Source organism: Acidobacteriota bacterium, from assembly GCA_028874215.1.
Lineage (GTDB): Bacteria > Acidobacteriota > UBA6911 > RPQK01 > JAJDTT01 > JAJDTT01.
In genome coordinates this window covers 39,897-56,229 of record JAPPLF010000020.1, presented here as the reverse complement: position 1 = coordinate 56,229, position 16,333 = coordinate 39,897, and the positions used below count along the sequence as shown (strand labels likewise).

General features: G+C 64.4%; 17 protein-coding genes. 10 read left to right on the top strand and 7 right to left on the bottom strand.

Annotated elements, in window-relative coordinates; all coding sequences use genetic code 11:
• The 6 genes from OXT71_03835 to OXT71_03810 form a co-directional block, all read left to right on the top strand.
• A partial coding sequence (locus OXT71_03835; GenBank protein MDE2925510.1) for an autotransporter domain-containing protein occupies window positions 1–1,360 on the top strand: 1,360 nt, incomplete at its 5' end.
• A 268-nt stretch (window positions 1,361–1,628) separates the two neighbouring features.
• The gene (locus tag OXT71_03830) at window positions 1,629–2,144 is read left to right on the top strand and encodes a protein kinase (GenBank protein MDE2925509.1); all 516 of its coding nucleotides are present in this window, start codon (window positions 1,629–1,631) and stop codon (window positions 2,142–2,144) included.
• 393 nt (window positions 2,145–2,537) lie between these two features.
• Window positions 2,538–2,990: a hypothetical protein gene (locus OXT71_03825; GenBank protein ID MDE2925508.1), complete on the top strand. Its 453-nt coding sequence runs from the start codon at window positions 2,538–2,540 to the stop codon at window positions 2,988–2,990.
• A gap of 612 nt (window positions 2,991–3,602) precedes the next feature.
• A complete protein-coding gene (locus OXT71_03820; GenBank protein MDE2925507.1) occupies window positions 3,603–3,827 on the top strand; it encodes a hypothetical protein in 225 nt (74 codons plus the stop codon).
• 335 nt (window positions 3,828–4,162) lie between these two features.
• Window positions 4,163–4,441 (top strand): type II toxin-antitoxin system RelE/ParE family toxin, encoded by a 279-nt coding sequence (locus OXT71_03815; GenBank protein ID MDE2925506.1) that lies wholly within the window; start codon window positions 4,163–4,165, stop codon window positions 4,439–4,441.
• Window positions 4,442–4,454: 13 nt separating this feature from the next.
• The gene (locus tag OXT71_03810) at window positions 4,455–4,721 is read left to right on the top strand and encodes a HigA family addiction module antitoxin (GenBank protein ID MDE2925505.1); all 267 of its coding nucleotides are present in this window, start codon (window positions 4,455–4,457) and stop codon (window positions 4,719–4,721) included.
• A gap of 49 nt (window positions 4,722–4,770) precedes the next feature.
• Here the strand turns inward: OXT71_03810 and OXT71_03805 are convergent, their stop codons facing one another.
• On the bottom strand, window positions 4,771–5,568 hold the full coding sequence (locus tag OXT71_03805) for a PIG-L family deacetylase (protein MDE2925504.1): 798 nt from the start codon (window positions 5,566–5,568) through the stop codon (window positions 4,771–4,773).
• A gap of 225 nt (window positions 5,569–5,793) precedes the next feature.
• On the opposite strand from OXT71_03805, the gene OXT71_03800 reads away from it, so the two are divergent.
• The gene (locus tag OXT71_03800; GenBank protein ID MDE2925503.1) at window positions 5,794–7,227 is read left to right on the top strand and encodes a tetratricopeptide repeat protein; all 1,434 of its coding nucleotides are present in this window, start codon (window positions 5,794–5,796) and stop codon (window positions 7,225–7,227) included.
• On the opposite strand, the gene OXT71_03795 is transcribed toward OXT71_03800, so the two are convergent.
• The 6 genes from OXT71_03795 to OXT71_03770 are packed head-to-tail and all read right to left on the bottom strand — an operon-like array spanning window position 7,212 to window position 12,647.
• Window positions 7,212–7,796, bottom strand: a complete 585-nt coding sequence (locus tag OXT71_03795; GenBank protein ID MDE2925502.1) for a thioredoxin family protein — start codon at window positions 7,794–7,796, stop codon at window positions 7,212–7,214. The genes OXT71_03800 and OXT71_03795 overlap by 16 nt on opposite strands.
• 28 nt (window positions 7,797–7,824) lie before the next feature.
• Entirely contained in the window at window positions 7,825–8,802 is a 978-nt protein-coding gene (locus tag OXT71_03790; protein ID MDE2925501.1) for an ornithine cyclodeaminase family protein, read from the bottom strand.
• Window positions 8,803–8,858: 56 nt separating this feature from the next.
• Window positions 8,859–9,953 (bottom strand): alanine racemase, encoded by a 1,095-nt coding sequence (locus OXT71_03785; GenBank protein MDE2925500.1) that lies wholly within the window; start codon window positions 9,951–9,953, stop codon window positions 8,859–8,861.
• A gap of 58 nt (window positions 9,954–10,011) precedes the next feature.
• The gene (gene nadA, locus OXT71_03780; GenBank protein MDE2925499.1) at window positions 10,012–11,079 is read right to left on the bottom strand and encodes a quinolinate synthase; all 1,068 of its coding nucleotides are present in this window, start codon (window positions 11,077–11,079) and stop codon (window positions 10,012–10,014) included.
• 25 nt (window positions 11,080–11,104) lie between these two features.
• Complete coding sequence (locus OXT71_03775) at window positions 11,105–11,332, bottom strand: zinc ribbon domain-containing protein (protein MDE2925498.1); 228 nt, start codon at window positions 11,330–11,332, stop codon at window positions 11,105–11,107.
• A gap of 28 nt (window positions 11,333–11,360) precedes the next feature.
• Complete coding sequence (locus OXT71_03770) at window positions 11,361–12,647, bottom strand: citrate synthase (protein ID MDE2925497.1); 1,287 nt, start codon at window positions 12,645–12,647, stop codon at window positions 11,361–11,363.
• 187 nt (window positions 12,648–12,834) lie between these two features.
• On the opposite strand from OXT71_03770, the gene OXT71_03765 reads away from it, so the two are divergent.
• The 3 genes from OXT71_03765 to OXT71_03755 are packed head-to-tail and all read left to right on the top strand — an operon-like array spanning window position 12,835 to window position 16,321.
• Window positions 12,835–13,491, top strand: a complete 657-nt coding sequence (locus OXT71_03765) for a hypothetical protein (GenBank protein ID MDE2925496.1) — start codon at window positions 12,835–12,837, stop codon at window positions 13,489–13,491.
• A gap of 14 nt (window positions 13,492–13,505) precedes the next feature.
• Window positions 13,506–14,873 (top strand): Trk system potassium transporter TrkA, encoded by a 1,368-nt coding sequence (trkA, locus tag OXT71_03760; protein ID MDE2925495.1) that lies wholly within the window; start codon window positions 13,506–13,508, stop codon window positions 14,871–14,873.
• Window positions 14,870–16,321, top strand: a complete 1,452-nt coding sequence (locus OXT71_03755) for a TrkH family potassium uptake protein (protein ID MDE2925494.1) — start codon at window positions 14,870–14,872, stop codon at window positions 16,319–16,321. Before trkA ends, OXT71_03755 begins: the two co-directional genes overlap by 4 nt.
• The last annotated feature ends 12 nt before the right edge of the window (window positions 16,322–16,333 follow it).

Sequence of the window (16,333 nt, the reverse complement as noted above, 5' to 3'; positions counted from 1 at the left end):
GGGACGGAGGGTGCCGCTGAGCCGGGCGGAGGCGGAGCGGTTCATGTCGAGCGGCCGGCCGTACGCCGGCCGGTATTCGAACCCGGCGAGGCTGCCCGGGTTGGGGTCGTTCGGCGGCGGCGCGATGGGTGTGGCGCCGGGAGGAGATCCTGAGTGCCCGATGGGGCCGGGCGCCGGTGCGCAGCGGGACTGCGCCGGGAGGCTGGGAAGCCCTGTCGGGTACGGAGGAGACGGACTCGGGCCGGACCGGTGGCTGAGCGGCACGGAGTTCGTGGTGGCTTGGGGCGGAGGCGAGGCGGCGGACGAACCGACGCGTCCCGGGAGGCGCTGGCAGGTGTGGGGCCAGGGGGACCTCCAGACGTTTCAAGGGGCGCGATCGGCGGCGGTGGGCTACGGTGGCGACCTGCGGACCGGGTACTTGGGACTGGACACGTGGCTGTCGGAGAGCTGGTTGGCGGGAGTGGCGCTGGCGCGCAGTCAGGGATCGGGCGACTGGCGCGTGGGCGGGTCGAGCGGCTCGCTGGCGGCAACGCTGACGGCGGTGCACCCGTACCTGCACTGGTCGGATGGGAGGACCTCGTTCTCGGCGCTGGGCGGCGGAGGCTGGGGCGAAGTGGAGAACGTGCGGCGGAGCGGTCGCCTGGGAACCAGCGGTCTGGGCCTGGGCCTGGGCCTGGTGGAGGTGCGGCGGCGCTACGGCGCGGCGGGCGGCCGGGCCGAGATCGGTCTGCGGGGGGACGCGGCGTGGGCGCGGCTGGCCACCGGGGCGGGGGAGGAGACCATCGACGCGCACCGGGTGGGGGTCAGCCAGGCGCGCTTCGGCACGGACGTGTCGCGTCCGGTGCGGATGAAAAACGGACTGGCGCTGGCGCCGTTCGTCGAGGCGCACGTGCGGCGCGACGGCGGGGCGGGACAGACGGGGACCGGCCTGGAGTTGGCCGGCGGCCTGCGGGCGGCTCGGGGCCGGGTGCGGGTCGACGCCCAGGGGCGGATGCTGGTGCTGCATTCGGCCGCCGGATATCGCGAGCGAGGAGTCGGGGTGACGCTCAGCGTGGGGAGCCGGCAGCAAGGCCTGTCGCTGTCGCTGTCGCCGCGCTGGGGAGACCAGGCCAACGGCGGCGGCAGACTCTGGCAGGAGCAGGTCTACCGCGGCTACCGGGGCGGCGCGGAACGCGCCGACTGGGGCGTGGACGCCGGCGCCGGCTATGCGATGCGGCTGCGGCCCGACCGCGTGCTGACCTGGTTCTGCTCCTACAGCCAGTCATCGTACGGACCCGGCCTGGTCGTCGGAGTCCGGGTCGGCGGTTCCGGTGACCGGCTGCCCCACCCGGCCCCGGCCGCGGCGCCCACCGTTCGATAACCGGCGAACCAGAAGACAGCGGCCCTCTACCGTTGAGAGGTCCGCTGATTCCTGCAGGGGTTCCAATAGGAACAACTTTCTTTCCGAGTCGCGGTCAAGACCCTGGGGAGGGTCTCCCCCGACCATCTGGCGAGCCTGAGGCCGGACCCGCATACCATGGCGACGGTGACGCATCCGGCAGCCGTCCAGATCTACGGCATCGAGTTCTGGCGGGGCCGTCCGATCCTCATCGTCGAGTTTCATCCCGGCGGCACCCTCGAGGAATCGGCTGAGGGACGGCCCGGTCCCTCCGCTGGAGGCCGTTTCCACCATGGCCAGGCTGGCCGACGCGTTGGCGGCGGTGCACGCCAAGGGATTCCGGCATGGAGACATCAAGCCCAGCAATATCGGGTTCACGTCCGAGGGGTCGCCCAAACTGCTGGACTTCGGCTTGGCGCGTGAGACGGACGAGGCCGCGACCACAGGTGGCACCTTGCGCTACATGTCGCCCGATGTGCTCTCGGGCCGCATGGCCGATGAAGGCGACGATGTCTGGTCCCTGTGCGTCGTCCTGTACGAGATGGTGTCCGGCCGGCATCCGTTCGCGGCCCCAGGACTCAACGAGACGGTGGACCGGATCCGGCGCCGCCGTCTTGTTCCCGCCGCCGAGCCAACCGCAGGGTCGAAGACGGGAGCGGCCGTGATCGGGGTTGCAGCATCGATCTTGACGGCTGCCCGGTCGGCGCGGCCGGCGGACTCCCACGCATTCGCCGAGGCGCTCTCGAAGGTTGCCAAGGGCGAATAGCCCACACTTTCCGCGGCGAGACTGTCCGGTTTTCGTTTTCCACACGTCATTAGTTACCGGGGTGGACGACCGTTCACAGCACCGCCGCCGGGGACACGCTGATCTTCCGCGCGACGTCGTCGGATGCGCCGGTGGTGACGGTGGGGGTGAGCGGGGAGACTCTGACGCTGATCCTACAGCCAGTCGCAGTATGGACCCGGCCTGGTCGTCGGAGTCCGGGTCAGTGGTTCCGGTGACCGGCTGTTCCACCCGGCCCCGGCGCCCACCGATCGGTAAACGGCGCAACCAGAAGGCAGCGGCCATGTACCAAGGACGAATCCCATGCCGGAAAAGGAAGTGAGTCCGCTTCGAGGCAGATGGCACACTGGTAATGCTCCGCGTCTGGACTGGAGATTGTCTGCCTGTCTCGTGGTGCTGTTCCTGGTCTTGGTCTGTCTTGGGGTCGGAGACCGGCGGCCGGTTCGCGCACTGCTGCTTGTGTCCATAGTGGAGAGAGTGATCTCCGTGATCGGGACTCGCATACAAAGAGATAGCTGGCTCGCGCGCCCCTATCTGGGTTGGGGGCACGTGGCCGAATCCACCCTGGTGCTTGCAGCGTTGGGATTCGTGCTCTCGGAGCCCGTATTCGAACGCTTCTGGACGCTCCGGAGTTTCTGGATCGAGTTCTGGCAGTTGGCATCCCTGGCGACGTTCGAGGCATATCTCGTGGTCCTGATCTGGCAGGTTTTTCGGCGCGTTGGGATCGCTACCGTCGTCGCCACGGCGTTCACCGCAGTGGGGGCGGTCCTGATCGCGGTTTTCCTCTCAGGGTTGCTGGCAGAGGCGATCCGGTATTTTGGAGCCTGAGGAAAGAATACGGTTTTTCAATTGTCGCGGAACGGGACCTGCCAGCTCTCGAAACAGATCGATTTCCGCGCCGTCGGCTTCTGAGACAAAGGCGGGGCGATTACCCATCGCCCACGTTTCGCGTTTGTTCACAGACACTCCGGAAGTCGGCGGTTAGGAAACCGCCGCTCGTGTGCCCGACATGGGCTGTCTCTAAGGGATGAAAGATCCCGAAGGAGGTGATGGAACCAACCTTAGCCGAACCGCAAGGCGTAGCCGCGAGGTGAAGCTGGAGGAAGCGGCAGGCAAACCCACGACTGCAGGAACACGAACCGGCAGTGAGGCCGGGTGCGGGCGGTGAGCTGGCGAGCAACAGCGAAACCCGAACTCCATCCAGACGCACCAGGTAGAGCCGGGCGGCGCGGGGGGAAAGAGGCAGGAAGGAGACCGTCGCTATCCGAGAAAGGGACAGTCACCATCTCTTCCCCCGCATACCTGGACACGGAAGATGAAGGGCTTGTGGTCTTCCAACGCAGCGGTGCCGGCGCGGACCCGTATGTGTTTCTCGGACTGGTCTCGGTATCTTCAGGTGAGGTGACTTTCGGGCCCATTTCGAGCGGTGGCTGTATCGGAATGGAGGACGTGATTTTCGATGACGATCGCTACGCCGTCGTCAGTTCCAACTGGCAGGCTCGCGCGACGCCGAACACCGAATGGACGGACATCTCCGGGACCGAAACGACCCGGGAACTGTGCGCGTATACGCCGACCAATCCGGGCGAATACCGGTTGGTGGCGGAGATCCGGATCGACGGCGAACTCGGAATTTATTCCAGCAACACCATCGTGAAGGAATGAGCGAGGATCTCCCGCTGCAGGAGTCCCACTACGCGGACGCCGGGTTCTGTGCTCCGGTCGAGGAGTGGTTCCAGGTTTGGCTCAGGTCCGTTCCGTTGCACGAAGCCACAAACAGAAAACGTTCATCCCAGTAGTAGACGTTCGGCACGTCATCGGGTTCCAGCCGGCAACCCTCCAGCCAACGTGCGGCGGCGACAATGCCCCCGGACAGAGGCGTCACCCACGGTCGGGTGGTCGTGGCGGTTCTGCTCGGTGCGGTGATCCTGGCCGCAATGAGCGACACTGTTGATGGTGAGGGAGTGGCACCCTGAGTCGTATAACGATACAATTTCGATGTGCTCAGGACGTTTCGGCACCGAGGCTTGAAGCGGCTCTTCGAGCGCGGCGACAAAAGCAAGCTACAGGCCTATCAGGTCGTACGGATTGAGGAGATCCTTGCCCGCCTTGATGTGGCCGTCAGCACGAACGACCTGAACACTCCAGGCTACCGGCTGCACCCGCTTAAGGGGAACCTGCGGGGCTTCTGGAGTATTCGGGTTTCTGCCAACATGCGGATCATCTTCCGTATTGAGGCTGGCGACGTCTTTGACGTGGACTTGACCGACTACCATTAGGAGGATCGGTGTAATGCCGATGAAGAACCCACCTCATCCCGGACGTGGACTCAAACAAGATTGTGCAGCAGCGGGACTGAGTATCACCGAGGCAGCCAGGAAGCTGGGCGTGGCCCGGGTCACTCTCTCTCGTGTGCTGAACGGCAAGGCGGGGATTTCACCTGAGATGGCTTTGAAGCTCGAAGCGGTGGGCTGGTCGAATGCCGATTTCTGGGTGCGCCTCCAAGCGGCGTATGATTTGGCACAAGCACGACTTCGCAAAGAGAGCGAAGCGGCCTGATTCCACGGCACAGAGCTCTGGGGAATGATCTCTCCCCCCACCGACCGGATCAGCGGACCGAGGGCAGTAGCCGGGTGACGTGGGGCCCTCGGGCGATGAACTCTTCGGCGTAACGGCACCCGCTGAACAGCCCGTAGTGTCCCTCGACGCTCTCGAGCCGGCGGTTCAGGTACTCCGGCGTGGCGTAACCTTTACCCTGGTATTTTTGTGTGGCAAAGGCCTTGAGCGCCTCCCGCTTCTGGTCCACGACGCTCTCGATGTCCACGACATGGGTGGCCGCCACCCCCACCGTGCCGCGGTTGATCCGCACGTCGCGCCGGTCCTGGGTGCCGTAGTAGTAGACGGTCGGCACGTCGTAGGGCTCCAGGCGCGAACCCTCCAGCCAACGGGCGGCGGTGACGATGGCCCGGGCGGAGGCGTCTCCCACCTCCGGGTGGTCGTGGTGGTTCTGCTCGGTGCGGTGATGGGTGATCAGGATGTCGGGCCGGACCGTCCGGTAGAGCTCCGCCAGGCGGAGAATGACTCTGCGGGTCGTCACAAAGGGCTCGTCGTCCTCTCCCAGGAAGTGGGTCGCGGTGGCGTCGACCGCCCGGGCGGCGGCTTCGAACTCCTGCTTCTTCTCCTGGATGATCTCCTGGAGGAGTTGGGCCTCCCTGGCCTCGTCCAGAGCTTCCTGCTTGTCATCGTAAATGCTGGGCGCGTGGGAACGGGCCCCGTGGGTCACGGAAGCCACGTGGACCTGGTCCCCCCGTTGCCGGTGCAGGGCGATGGTGCCTGCGGCCAGGTCGAAGGCGTCGGCCGGGTGGGCCGTGATCACGAGTACAGTCTTGGTCTTTCCATCTGTCATTTGGGTTCTCCTGAATCGGTTCCCCCGGACTGGAGCGCGACCATCCGCGAGTTCTCCGGGAACCGCCGATTCACTCTGGGATCAAGTGCCCAAGAGGGCCAGTCGTCGAGGAGAACTCACGATAACGAAGCCCCAAATACGTGTCAAACCTGGAAATTGTGAATCAAAGGATGAGAATGCTCTCCAACGTGGGTCAGAATGCTTCGTTCGAAGCGGAGCCATAGTATGGGGCTTGTGGATTCACCGGGCGCAACGAGAATTGCCGGGTCAGCGCTCATTCTGATCACCGGCGCCGTCTATCTCAACTCGTTCCCGGCGGCCTTCCACTTCGATGACTACGCGCTGATCCTGGAAAGTTCCCTGGTGACCGAGCGCTTCGAATACGGGGCGTTTCTGGAACAGTACGGCGGCCGGCCCCTGACGCTCTGGACGTTCCATTTGAACTACCTGGTCTCCGGCCCTCAGGCCTGGGCCTTTCACCTGGTGAGCCTCCTTCTCCACCTGGCGGTGGTCCTGCTCCTGTTCCTGTTGATTCTGGAGCGCTTCCGGAACTTGGGCCTGGCCCTGACGACGGCGCTGCTGTTCGGGCTGCATCCGATCCAGACGCAGGCCGTGAACTACGTCTGGGCCCGCTCGGTGCTGCTCATGAGCGGCTTCGGACTGGCCGCGCTCCTGCTGGCGGCGCGCAGGCCGTGGGCGGCGGCCCTCTGTTTCCAACTGGCGCTCTGGAGCCGCGCGGAAGCCGCCATGCTGCTTCCATTTCTCTGGGTGGTGAATCGGGACCGATGGAGGTGGTGGGCCGGATTGTCCATTGCCAACGGGTTGGCCCTGGGCTGGTCGCTGGTCAAGTACTCGCCGGCGGGAATGGCGTGGAACCATCCCGATCCGGTCGGTTACTGGTTGTTGCAGCCGGTGATGTTCTGGAAGGGTCTGGGGCTGTTTCTTTGGCCGGCCGACCTGAACCTGGACCATCAGGTCCCCGAGCCGAACCTGCTGCTGACGGTGATCTCGGCAACCGCGCTGCTCGCTGTGGCGACCGCGGTGCTCGGCTCCCGCCGGAGCTGCTCCACACCTGGAATCGGACTGCTCTGGATCCTGGCCTTCAGCCTGCCGACCTGGGTCGTGCCCAATCTGGATCCCTTCAGTGAGCAACGACTCTACCTGCCGGCGGCCGGATTCGCCCTGGCGGCGGCTTGGTTGCTGTTTCCCCGCCGGACCAATAGAGGCTGGCCGAACCTTGTGCAATGGGTGGGCATCGGGATGCTGGCGATCCTGCTGATTCCGCCGACGCTGGCGCGCAACCGGATCTGGAACGACGACCTGTTGCTCTGGCGCGACGCTGTGGCCAAGAGTCCCGGAAAAGCGCGTCCCCACTACAACCTGGGAGTCGCGCTGCTCCGGGACGGCCAAGTCGAAAAGGCCGGTGAATCGTTCCGGGCCGCGGTGTCCCTCGACCCGGATGACGATTACAACTGGGCTGCCTTGGGTTACCTGGCGGAGTTGGAGGGGGACCGGGACGCCGCCCGGGCGCACTACGGCCGCGCCGTGAGCATGAACCCGGATAACCGGTACGCCCAAGAAGGGCTGGAGCGCGTCGGCGAGAGGGGGCCGGATTCACCGCCGGCCCCCGGATCAGGTTCGGATCAGACTCCGAAGTAGGCCGGCTCGTTCCCCGGCTTCCACTTGATGTTGCAACCCAGGCTGGGCTGCTGTTCCGGATCGGGGGTATCCCCGGCCAAGACCGTGTCGAGGGCTCCTCTCAGGTCTTCGCCGGTCACCGGCGCGCCGCTTCCGGGCCGGCTGTCGTCCAACTGGCCGCGATAGGCCAGGCGCCGGTCCTGGTCGAAGAGGAAGAAGTCCGGCGTGCAGGCCGCCGTGTAGGCCTTGGCGATCGCCTGGGACTCATCGAAGCAGTAGGGGAACTGGAACCCGTGCTCCCGGGCCATGTTCTTCAGCTCGCCGGGGGCGTCTCCCGGGTAGGCGTCCACGTCGTTGGAGCCGATGGCCACGACGCCCACGTCCCGGGCCCGGTACTCGTTCCCCAAGCGGGCCAGCTCCTCCTGGACGTGAACGACGTAAGGGCAGTGCTTGCAGATGAACATGACCAACAGGGCCTTGTTCCCCGAGAAGTCGTCCAGGGAAACGGTCTCACCCGTCGTCACGTCCGGCAACTGGAAGTCCGGGGCCTCGGTGCCGAGACCCAACATGGTCGATGCAGTCAGAACCATTGCGATGCTCCTTTCTTATCTCATCGGATCAGAGGGGAAGGACGGTCCCCGCTCCCTGGTCCAATGCACTCGTGTAGATCAATTGGGCCGTGGCCACGTCTTCCGCGCCCAGTCCCAGGTTGACGGATATGATCCGTTGCTCCTCCCGCCGGCGTCCTCCCCGTCCCCGAACCACGTCTGACAACTCGGAAAGCACGGGGGGGAGACCCTTGAAATACCCCACGCTGCGATAGTAGTCGAACTGCGCCACGTCGTCCGTCACCAGCAGGTCGGCGGCGTGGAAGGCCGCGGGGGTCACGTAGGCGTCGAAGTCCAGGACGCAGACGAAGACCCCGTCCGCGAGCCAGTCCGGCTCGATCACGGGTGCGGGCGGACTCGGCATGGGGCCCGCAGTGACCACCACGTCTGCGGTCCGGACGGCCTGCCGGGGGGAGGCGCAGACCGTGCAGGAGAGTTCGTGACGTTTCACACACTCCCGGGCGAATGCGTGCGCCGCTTCCAGCCGGACGTCGTAGACACGGATGTCCCGGAGTTCGGGGAGGACCACCTTCAGCGCCTCCAGGTTGGACCGGCCCTGGACACCGCACCCAAGGATGGCGGCCGTCCGGGAGTCCCGGCGGGCCAGATGCCGTGCCGACACCGCCGTGGCCGCACCGGTCCGGATGGCCGTGATCCAGGTGGCGTCCATCACCGCCAGAGGCACTCCGGACTCCGGATCGTTCAGGATCATGAGGCCCGTAATGTAGGGAAGGCCGCGGGCCGAGTTTCCGGGATACCCGCCGACCCACTTCAATCCGGCGGCTCCCGTGGTTCGGATGTACGCCGGCATGGCGTGGATGAACGCTCCGGGCCGGGTATGGATGCCCGGCTTCGGCGGCATCTCCACGTTCCCCGATTCTTTCTGGACCAGGGAATCCTCCACCGCCTCGACGATGCGGGCCGTTGAAAGACCGATTCCCTCGATGTCCTCGCGCGACAGATACAGGAGTTCTCGGGCGGGCTCCACGATGCTCGAATCTCCTCACCGCCGGGGCGTCAGACGGTGTCCCGGCCCGGTTCGGCTCACTGCACGGCGCCCCGGGCACTCACCTGCCATTCGGTCACCACTTCGTCGTCCCGGATTCCGTAGATGCGGTCGTGCATGTTCACGCAGGCGCAGACATGGTTGGGAATGACCCGGATCCGGTCCCCGACCCGGTATTTTCTGGCGGCGTTGGCCAACACGAGATGGCCGTGCTCTTCGGAGAGATATTCCACCACAGTGCCCGGGTCGCCCATCACGTGGCCCATGCCCACGCCGTCCCCGGAGAGGAACTTGTCGCTGGAGAAGGTCTTGCTGCCCCCGTCGATGGCGGCCTTGCCGGGAACGCTGGTGCTCACCACGGTGGCCAGGACGGAAACGGCGCAGTCTTTCAGATCGGCGGCCTGGCAACCGATGGTGTTCCGATCATTGAAGATGTAGGTGCCCGGACGAGCCTCGGTGATGTTCTTGAACTGGTGCGACATGTACGCCGTCGGGGTCGAACTGGCGCTGATGACCGGATAGGGGATCCCGGCGTCGTCCAGCAGGTCCAGCAGAGTCGCAAGCTGGCGGTTCTCCACTGACAGAAGTCGATTGCGCCGCTCCGGGTCCGCCAGGAAGTGCCCCGGGTAGATCAACAGCCCCTGGTAGTCCAGTGCCGGAAGCTCCGCGATCCGCTCCACCACCGGAATGGCCTCTTTGCCGATGGCGAAGCCGCAACGCCGCATTCCGGTGTCGAACTCCACCAGGATGGGAATCCGGACCCCACCCTCCCGGGCGTGCTTCGAGATGCCCCGGGCCACCTCCAGCGAATCCAACGCCACCGAGATGCGGGTCCGGCGGGCCAGGGCGGCCAACCGCTTCCACTTGATCTCTCCGTACACCGGATAGGCCAGCAGGATGTCCTCGACCCCGCCGTCCGCCATGACCTCGGCCTCGCCCAGCTTGGCCACGGTGACGCCGACGGCGCCCTTCTCGACCTGGAGCCGAGCCAGTTCGGGAATCTTGTGGGTCTTGACGTGGGGACGCAGATTGAGGCCGTGGTCCCGGCAGTAGCGGGCCAACCGGTCCAGGTTCGCGGTCATGATATCCACGTCGACCAGGACCGAAGGTGTGTCCAGGCCATCCAGCTTCATGGTCTGTTCTCTGCAGCAGCCCAGTGGTGTTCCGGCCGATCCCCTCCCGGATTCCGAATCAGCCGATATTCAGCATTCGCTGGATGGCTCCCAGGGAGGCCCGGCGGATCGGCTCCGGGACCTCCACTTCGTAGACCTCATGCTCCAGGCTGTGAAGGATCTTCTCGAGACTGATTCTGCGCATGTGGCGGCAGAAGACGTTGCAGGTTCTGACGAACTCCACCTGGGGGAATTCGGTGGCCAGATTCGCCGCCATCTCACACTCGGTGGCCATGTAGACCCGGCGCAGCTCGGCGTGGTTCTTGACGTAACCGGCCATCTGGGAGGTGCTGCCGTAGAAGTCGGCCTCTTCCAGGACTTCGGGCAGGCACTCCCAATGCACCAGGACCGCGGCGTCGCGCCCTCCCCTGGGAATGTCGTACTGCTTCCGGATGTCCCGAATGTGGCTGGCGGTGAACTTCTCGTGGACCTCGCAGCGGCCGAAGTTGGCGTCATACTTGCCGGGATAGATCAGATCCAGGTCGGATCCCCTCTTGACCAGTTCCTGTTGCAGGTTCTCCCCCATCAGGGAATCGGGGAGGAAGACCACCTGGTCCGTGCCATACTCCCGTGCCGCATGCTCGATGACCTTGAGCCCGTTCGCGGAGGTGCAGCAATAGTCCGATTCGGCCTTGATCTCGGCGTAGCTGTTGATGTATGTGACCACCGGCGCTTGGGGATAGCGCTGCCGATAGAACCTCACGTCCTCGGCCGAAAAGGGGTCCGCCAAGCTGCAGCCCGCATTCAGGTCCGCGATCAGCACCTTCTTTTCCGGATTCAGGATCTTGGCCGTCTCCGCCATGAAGAGGACGCCGTCGAAGAGGATGATGGGCTTGTCCGACTTGGCGGCGTAGCGGCTCAGCGCCAGCGAATCGCCTCTCTCGCCCTCGCCGGACAGATGGAACACCAGCGGCTCCATGTAGTTGTGACCCAGGATCAGGACGTTCTTGACGTCCCGCAAATACAGAATCCGCTCGATGATGTCCTTCTTGCCCAGGAACTCCAGATGCTGATCGGGATGCGGCCGCAGGGACCTGCTGATCGACTCCAGCCGGTCCTTGTAGGTCTCTATGGTGGTTTGTTGCATCTTTCGGCGCCGTCCGGACGATCAGCTAGTTGGCGAGTTGCCCGCACATTCCCCGCTGGGGCGCTCCGCAGCCGCAAGGGCCGGTCTCCTTGAGGGCGGATTCCATGGAGCCGCCGCCGACCGCGAATGAGGAGAAGAGCTGCTCGAAGCGTTCTCCGCTGCAACTGGGACACTCGGCATCGTTCTGGGTGCCCAGGACGATCTGTTCGAAATGAGTCTCGCAATCCAGACAGCGGTATTCATAAATCGGCATCGTGCGATTATACCGCAACTGCCCGGCGTCAAGAAGATGCGACCGGCGAGGATCTCCGGACCGGGACGTCCCTCACCGAAGGCCCCTCGTAGATCTGCCGCGGCCGGGCGATCTTCTGTTCCCGGTCCCGCGCCAACTCCTCCCATTGAGTCAGCCAGCCGGCCGTTCTGGCCAGGGCGAAGAGGACGGTGGACATTGAAGGAGGGAAGCCGAGAGCCTGGTAGATCAGCCCGGAATAGAAGTCGACGTTGGGATAGAGCTTCCGCGAGATGAAGTAGTCGTCCTGCAGCGCGATCCTCTCCAGTTCCAGAGCCACGTCGAGAAGGGGATCCGACCCGGTCACTTCGAAGACCTCGTGGGCCAATTGTTTGATGATCTTGGCCCTGGGATCGTAGTTCTTGTAGATCCGGTGCCCGAAGCCCATCAGGCGGATTTCGCCTCCCTTGACCCTCTGCACGTGTCCGGGCACCCGGTCCTTGGACCCGATTCCCTCCAGCATCCGGATGACCGCTTCGTTGGCTCCTCCATGCAGGGGACCGGACAACGCCCCGATGGCGGCCGCGGTCGTCAGATACGGGTCGCACTGGGAACTGCCGACGCCTCTCATGGCGCTGGTGCTGCAGTTCTGCTCGTGGTCGGCATGCAGGATGAACAGAGCGTCCATCGCCTTCTCGAACACGGGTTCCGGCGTCCGGTCGAATGCCATCTGCAGAAAGCTCCCGGCATAGGAGAGTCCGTCCGCGGGAGCGGTCAGCGGCAAGCCCTGGAGGCGGCGAAAGATCTGGGCCGACAGGGCCGGGACCTGAGCCAGGAGCCGATGGAGCTGGCGCAGGCGCACCTGCGGGTCCAGCACGGAACGGCCTCGGGGGTAGAAACTGGAGAGGGAGGCCACCGCCGTCGCCAGCATGGCCATGGGAAATCCTCCGGGAGGGAAGCTCCGAACCAACTGCAGGACGGCCGGCGGCAACTCGATATGCTTGCGGATATCGTCACTCCATTGCCGGAACTCGGCTTCGTTCGGAAGCTCCCCGTACAGGAGCAGGTACGCCACCTCAAGATGGCTGTACTCTCCCACGAGTTGCTCTATGGGGTAGCCGCGATAGCGCAGGATGCCCTTGTCTCCGTCGATGTAGGTGATGGTGCTCCGGCAGGATGCCGTATTGAGGAAGGAGGGGTCGTATGCCATGAGCCCGAAGTCGTCCTCCGACGTCTTGATCTGACGAAGCTCTATGGCGCGAATCGTACCGTGCGAAACAGCCAGCTCATACTGCTTCCCGGTCCGGTTATCGGTAATGGACAGACTCTCGTCGGGCATTATGAAACCCTTTTGACAGGTACGGGTATTGATCTGAAGAGACGCTCACGAGACGGTCGAGCCTGGGGAATCCGCCGCCCGGTAGTGCGCTCCGTGTCTCCTTCCGAATCGAGGCTATAGGATAGCCAACGAGAAGGCCAAACTCAACGCGCCTCACTCCTCCCGTTCCTGCTAGACTGGCGCCGGAATGAATCGGTTTGCCGGCCCTCTCGATCCGCAACCCGCTTCCCGGACTCTGGCGGTCCCGGCCGGCACCTCTTTCTCGAACCGTTTGGCGAAGGTCTGTGTTTCCATCGTGTGCCTGCTCGGTTGCGTACCCGCATTGGAAGGGGGGCGGACGCTGCGCATCAGGGGTCTGGACTATTCCTTTCTGGTGACCGAACCGCCGGGCTGGACCATCGACGTGGGGTCGGCGATTCAGGTCGCCAACTTCGTCATGCACCCGGAGGGGACTCAGTGGAGAGAGGCCGATGTCGTCGCCTTCTCCCGGTTCTTTCCCAGGAATCAGGACGAGGACCTGGAGAATTTCCTGCAGTCCGAACTGGCCGGGCAGGAGGTGCTCTGTCCGAAGCTGGAGATCAGTGACCTGCGCCTGGAATTGGAGTTGAATCCTGAGACGCGCAAACGGCCCAGAGTCGTGGCCAAGTTGTGCGCCTGCCCCGGAGTCAAACAGGAAGTCGTCGCCTTTACCGAAGTCCCGGACTACTTCGTCATCTTCGTCCTGTCGGCTCGCGACGAGGCATCGATTTCCAAGGCGCTTCCCATTTTTCAGCAGTTGATCTCGTCGTTTCGCTGGCTGGGCCGGCCTCGATCCTCCGTCGAGTTGCTCAGATCCAGTCCGTAAGTACCCCGAACCCAATGAGAATCCTCGTGCTTGGCGGCGGAGCGGTCGGCACCATGGTGTCGCGCCGTCTCGTCCAGGAGGGAAACGAGGTCGTCATCGTCGAGCAGCGGCGGGACTGCTGCGAACTGTTGGAAGAGAATCTGGACGCCAAGATCGTTCAAGGCAGCGCCAGCAGCATCCGGGTTCTGGAACGGGCCGGCATCCGGGAAGCCGAAATGCTGATCGCCGTCACCAGCAGCGACGAAGCCAACGTTCTCGGGTGCCTGATCGCCGAACGGCACTCCAACGTCAGGATCAAGGTGGCCCGCCTCCGGAGCCACGAGGTCGATGGCTGGAGGAAGATTTTCGACAGCTCCGGCTTGAAGGTGGATCTGGTCATCAATCCCGACCGCGAGACGGCGGATCGCATTCTTCGCGTGATCGGACTGCCGGGCATCTCCGACGTGCTGGAATTCGCAGAAGGCCGGGTGCGGCTCGTCGGGATGAACGTAGAACCGGACAACTGGGTCGTGGGCAAGAGCATGGCGGAACTGGATCGGAGTTCGCCGCCCAAGAACTCGCTGATGGCGATCATTTTTCGGGGACGCCGGACCCTGATACCCAGAGGAGGGGACAGGCTGCAGGCGGGAGACCATGTCTACATCGTGTGTCCGGCCGCCGAGACGGAATCGGTCTTCCGGTTCATGGGAGTCCAGCTTCCGAAGAAGGTGGAGCGGGTCTTCATCGTGGGCGGCCGGCAACTGGGAATCGAAGCGGCCCGCCGGCTGGAGCGGCGGGGAGTCCGGGTCAAGCTCTTCGAGAGGGATCCGGAGCAATGCCGGAAGCTCTCGACGCTGGTCGAAAGCACGGTCGTCGTTCATGGGGACGGGACCGACGAGAGGGTCCTGACGGAGCACGCCGTCGAGCATGTCGATGCCTACCTTGCCCTCACCGCCGAATCCGAGGTCAACATCATCGCCTCCCTCCTTTCCAAGAGGCTGGGGGCCCGCAAGGCGGTCGCACTGGTCAATCGTCTGGAGTTTCTCCCTTTGGCCCAGCGTCTGGGCATCAATTCCAGTTTCAGTACCCGCGTCGCCGCCGTGGACCGGATCCTCCAGTTCGTTCGCTCGGGCCACGTCCTTTCGGTCACGACTCTTCGCGAGGAGGAGGCGGAAGCCATCGAGCTGCTGGCGACGCCAGGCTCCAGATTTGTGGGAAGAAGCCTGCGCGAGATCCGCCTGCCTGCCGGGACCGTGGTGGGCGCCGTCAGCAGGCCCTCCGGAGAGGTCCTGGTCCCGAGGGGAGACGCCGTCATCCAGGCCGGTGACCGTGTGATCTTCTTCTGCCTGGAGAGCCTGGTGCCCTACCTGGAGTCTGCTTTCCTGCGGGAAGACAGACGTTGATTCGCTGGTCCAATCTCCTGAACCTCTTGGGGTTCTTCACCCTGGGCCTTTCCGCAGCCCTGTTGGCGTGCGTTGGCTTCGCACTGGCCAACGGAGACGAGGGTCTGATCCCGTTGGCGGTCTCGCTGGCGGTCGGCGTGACCTCCGGTGTGCTGTTGATCCTCGTATTTCGGCTCGGCGTGCGGACGTTGAGCCGGCGCGAAGGTTTGCTCCTGGTGGTGGCCACATGGCTGATTGCCGCTCTTTTGGGAGCTCTCCCGTTTTATTTTTCTTCCCATTTCCCCAGCTTCACCGATTCGGTCTTCGAGTCGGTCTCCGGTTTCTCCACCACGGGGGCCACGGTCCTGGCGGACGTGGAGGCCCTTCCGGCCAGCCTCCTGCTCTGGCGCTCGTTGACCCATTGGCTGGGCGGCATGGGCATCATCCTGCTGGGGGTCGCCATTCTTCCCCTGATCGGGGCCGGCGGCCGGGAGCTCTACCGGGCCGAGTTCTCGGGAGCCCGTTCGGAACGGCTGAGGCCCCGGATCGCGGAGACCGCGCTGGCGCTGTGGAAGATCTACATCGCATTCACGCTGGCCGGCTATGCGGCTCTGAGGTTTGCCGGTATGGGGAAGTTCGACGCTCTGTGCCACGCTTTTTCGACTCTGGCCACGGGCGGATTCTCCACCCGCAACGGAAGCATCGAAGCCTTCGCGAATCCTGCGTTGGAAATCGTCATTCTGCTCTTCATGGTCCTGGCGGGCATCAACTTCACCCGGCACTACCGCCTGCTGGTGGAACGCAGGGCCTCCACTTTCTGGGGAGACGTGGAACTGCGCCTCTATCTGATCGTCATCGGGGTCATGACGGCGGCCATGACGGCAACCCTGGTGCAGGTTTCGGAGATTTCTCCAGGAGAGTCCCTGAGATTGGCGTCCTTCCAAGTCGTCTCCATTCTGACGACCACCGGATTCTCGACGGCCGACTTTGAGGGGTGGAGTTCCTTCGCCCAAATCCTGCTCTTGGTTCTGATGTTCGTGGGCGGGTGCACCGGCTCGACGGCGGGAGGCATGAAGGTGGCCCGCATCGGACTCCTGTTCCGGGTCGTGGGCCGTGAGTTTCACCGGTTGGTGGAGCCTCACGGCGTCTTTGCCGTTCGTTTCGGCGGGAGAGCGATCCCGGAGAAGACGATCCAGAGTCTGCTCAACCTGGTCTATCTGGCGTTCCTGGTCAACTTCGCGGCCTGCTTGTGTCTGACCGCCCTGGGGATGGACGTGCTCACCACCATCTCCGCGGTGGCGGCCTGCATGTTCAACATTGGCCCCGGATTGGGGCAGGTCGGCCCCGCCGAACACTATGGGGACCTGCCGGCGGCGGCGAAGTGGGTCCTGAGCATCTGCATGCTGGCAGGCCGCCTCGAGTTCTACACGCTCCTGGTACTTTTCACTCGGCCCTTCTGGAGGATGTGATCCACGTGACAC

Coding starts and splice junctions, on each gene's coding strand:
- OXT71_03795 (MDE2925502.1), bottom strand. CDS start 7,796: ATGGTTCTGACTGCATCGACCATGTTGGGTCTCGGCACCGAGGCCCCG.
- nadA (MDE2925499.1), bottom strand. CDS start 11,079: ATGCAACAAACCACCATAGAGACCTACAAGGACCGGCTGGAGTCGATC.
- OXT71_03775 (MDE2925498.1), bottom strand. CDS start 11,332: ATGCCGATTTATGAATACCGCTGTCTGGATTGCGAGACTCATTTCGAA.
- OXT71_03765 (MDE2925496.1), top strand. CDS start 12,835: ATGAATCGGTTTGCCGGCCCTCTCGATCCGCAACCCGCTTCCCGGACT.
- trkA (MDE2925495.1), top strand. CDS start 13,506: ATGAGAATCCTCGTGCTTGGCGGCGGAGCGGTCGGCACCATGGTGTCG.
- OXT71_03785 (MDE2925500.1), bottom strand. CDS start 9,953: ATGAAGCTGGATGGCCTGGACACACCTTCGGTCCTGGTCGACGTGGAT.
- OXT71_03810 (MDE2925505.1), top strand. CDS start 4,455: ATGCCGATGAAGAACCCACCTCATCCCGGACGTGGACTCAAACAAGAT.
- OXT71_03805 (MDE2925504.1), bottom strand. CDS start 5,568: ATGACAGATGGAAAGACCAAGACTGTACTCGTGATCACGGCCCACCCG.
- OXT71_03820 (MDE2925507.1), top strand. CDS start 3,603: ATGGAGGACGTGATTTTCGATGACGATCGCTACGCCGTCGTCAGTTCC.
- OXT71_03800 (MDE2925503.1), top strand. CDS start 5,794: ATGGGGCTTGTGGATTCACCGGGCGCAACGAGAATTGCCGGGTCAGCG.
- OXT71_03770 (MDE2925497.1), bottom strand. CDS start 12,647: ATGCCCGACGAGAGTCTGTCCATTACCGATAACCGGACCGGGAAGCAG.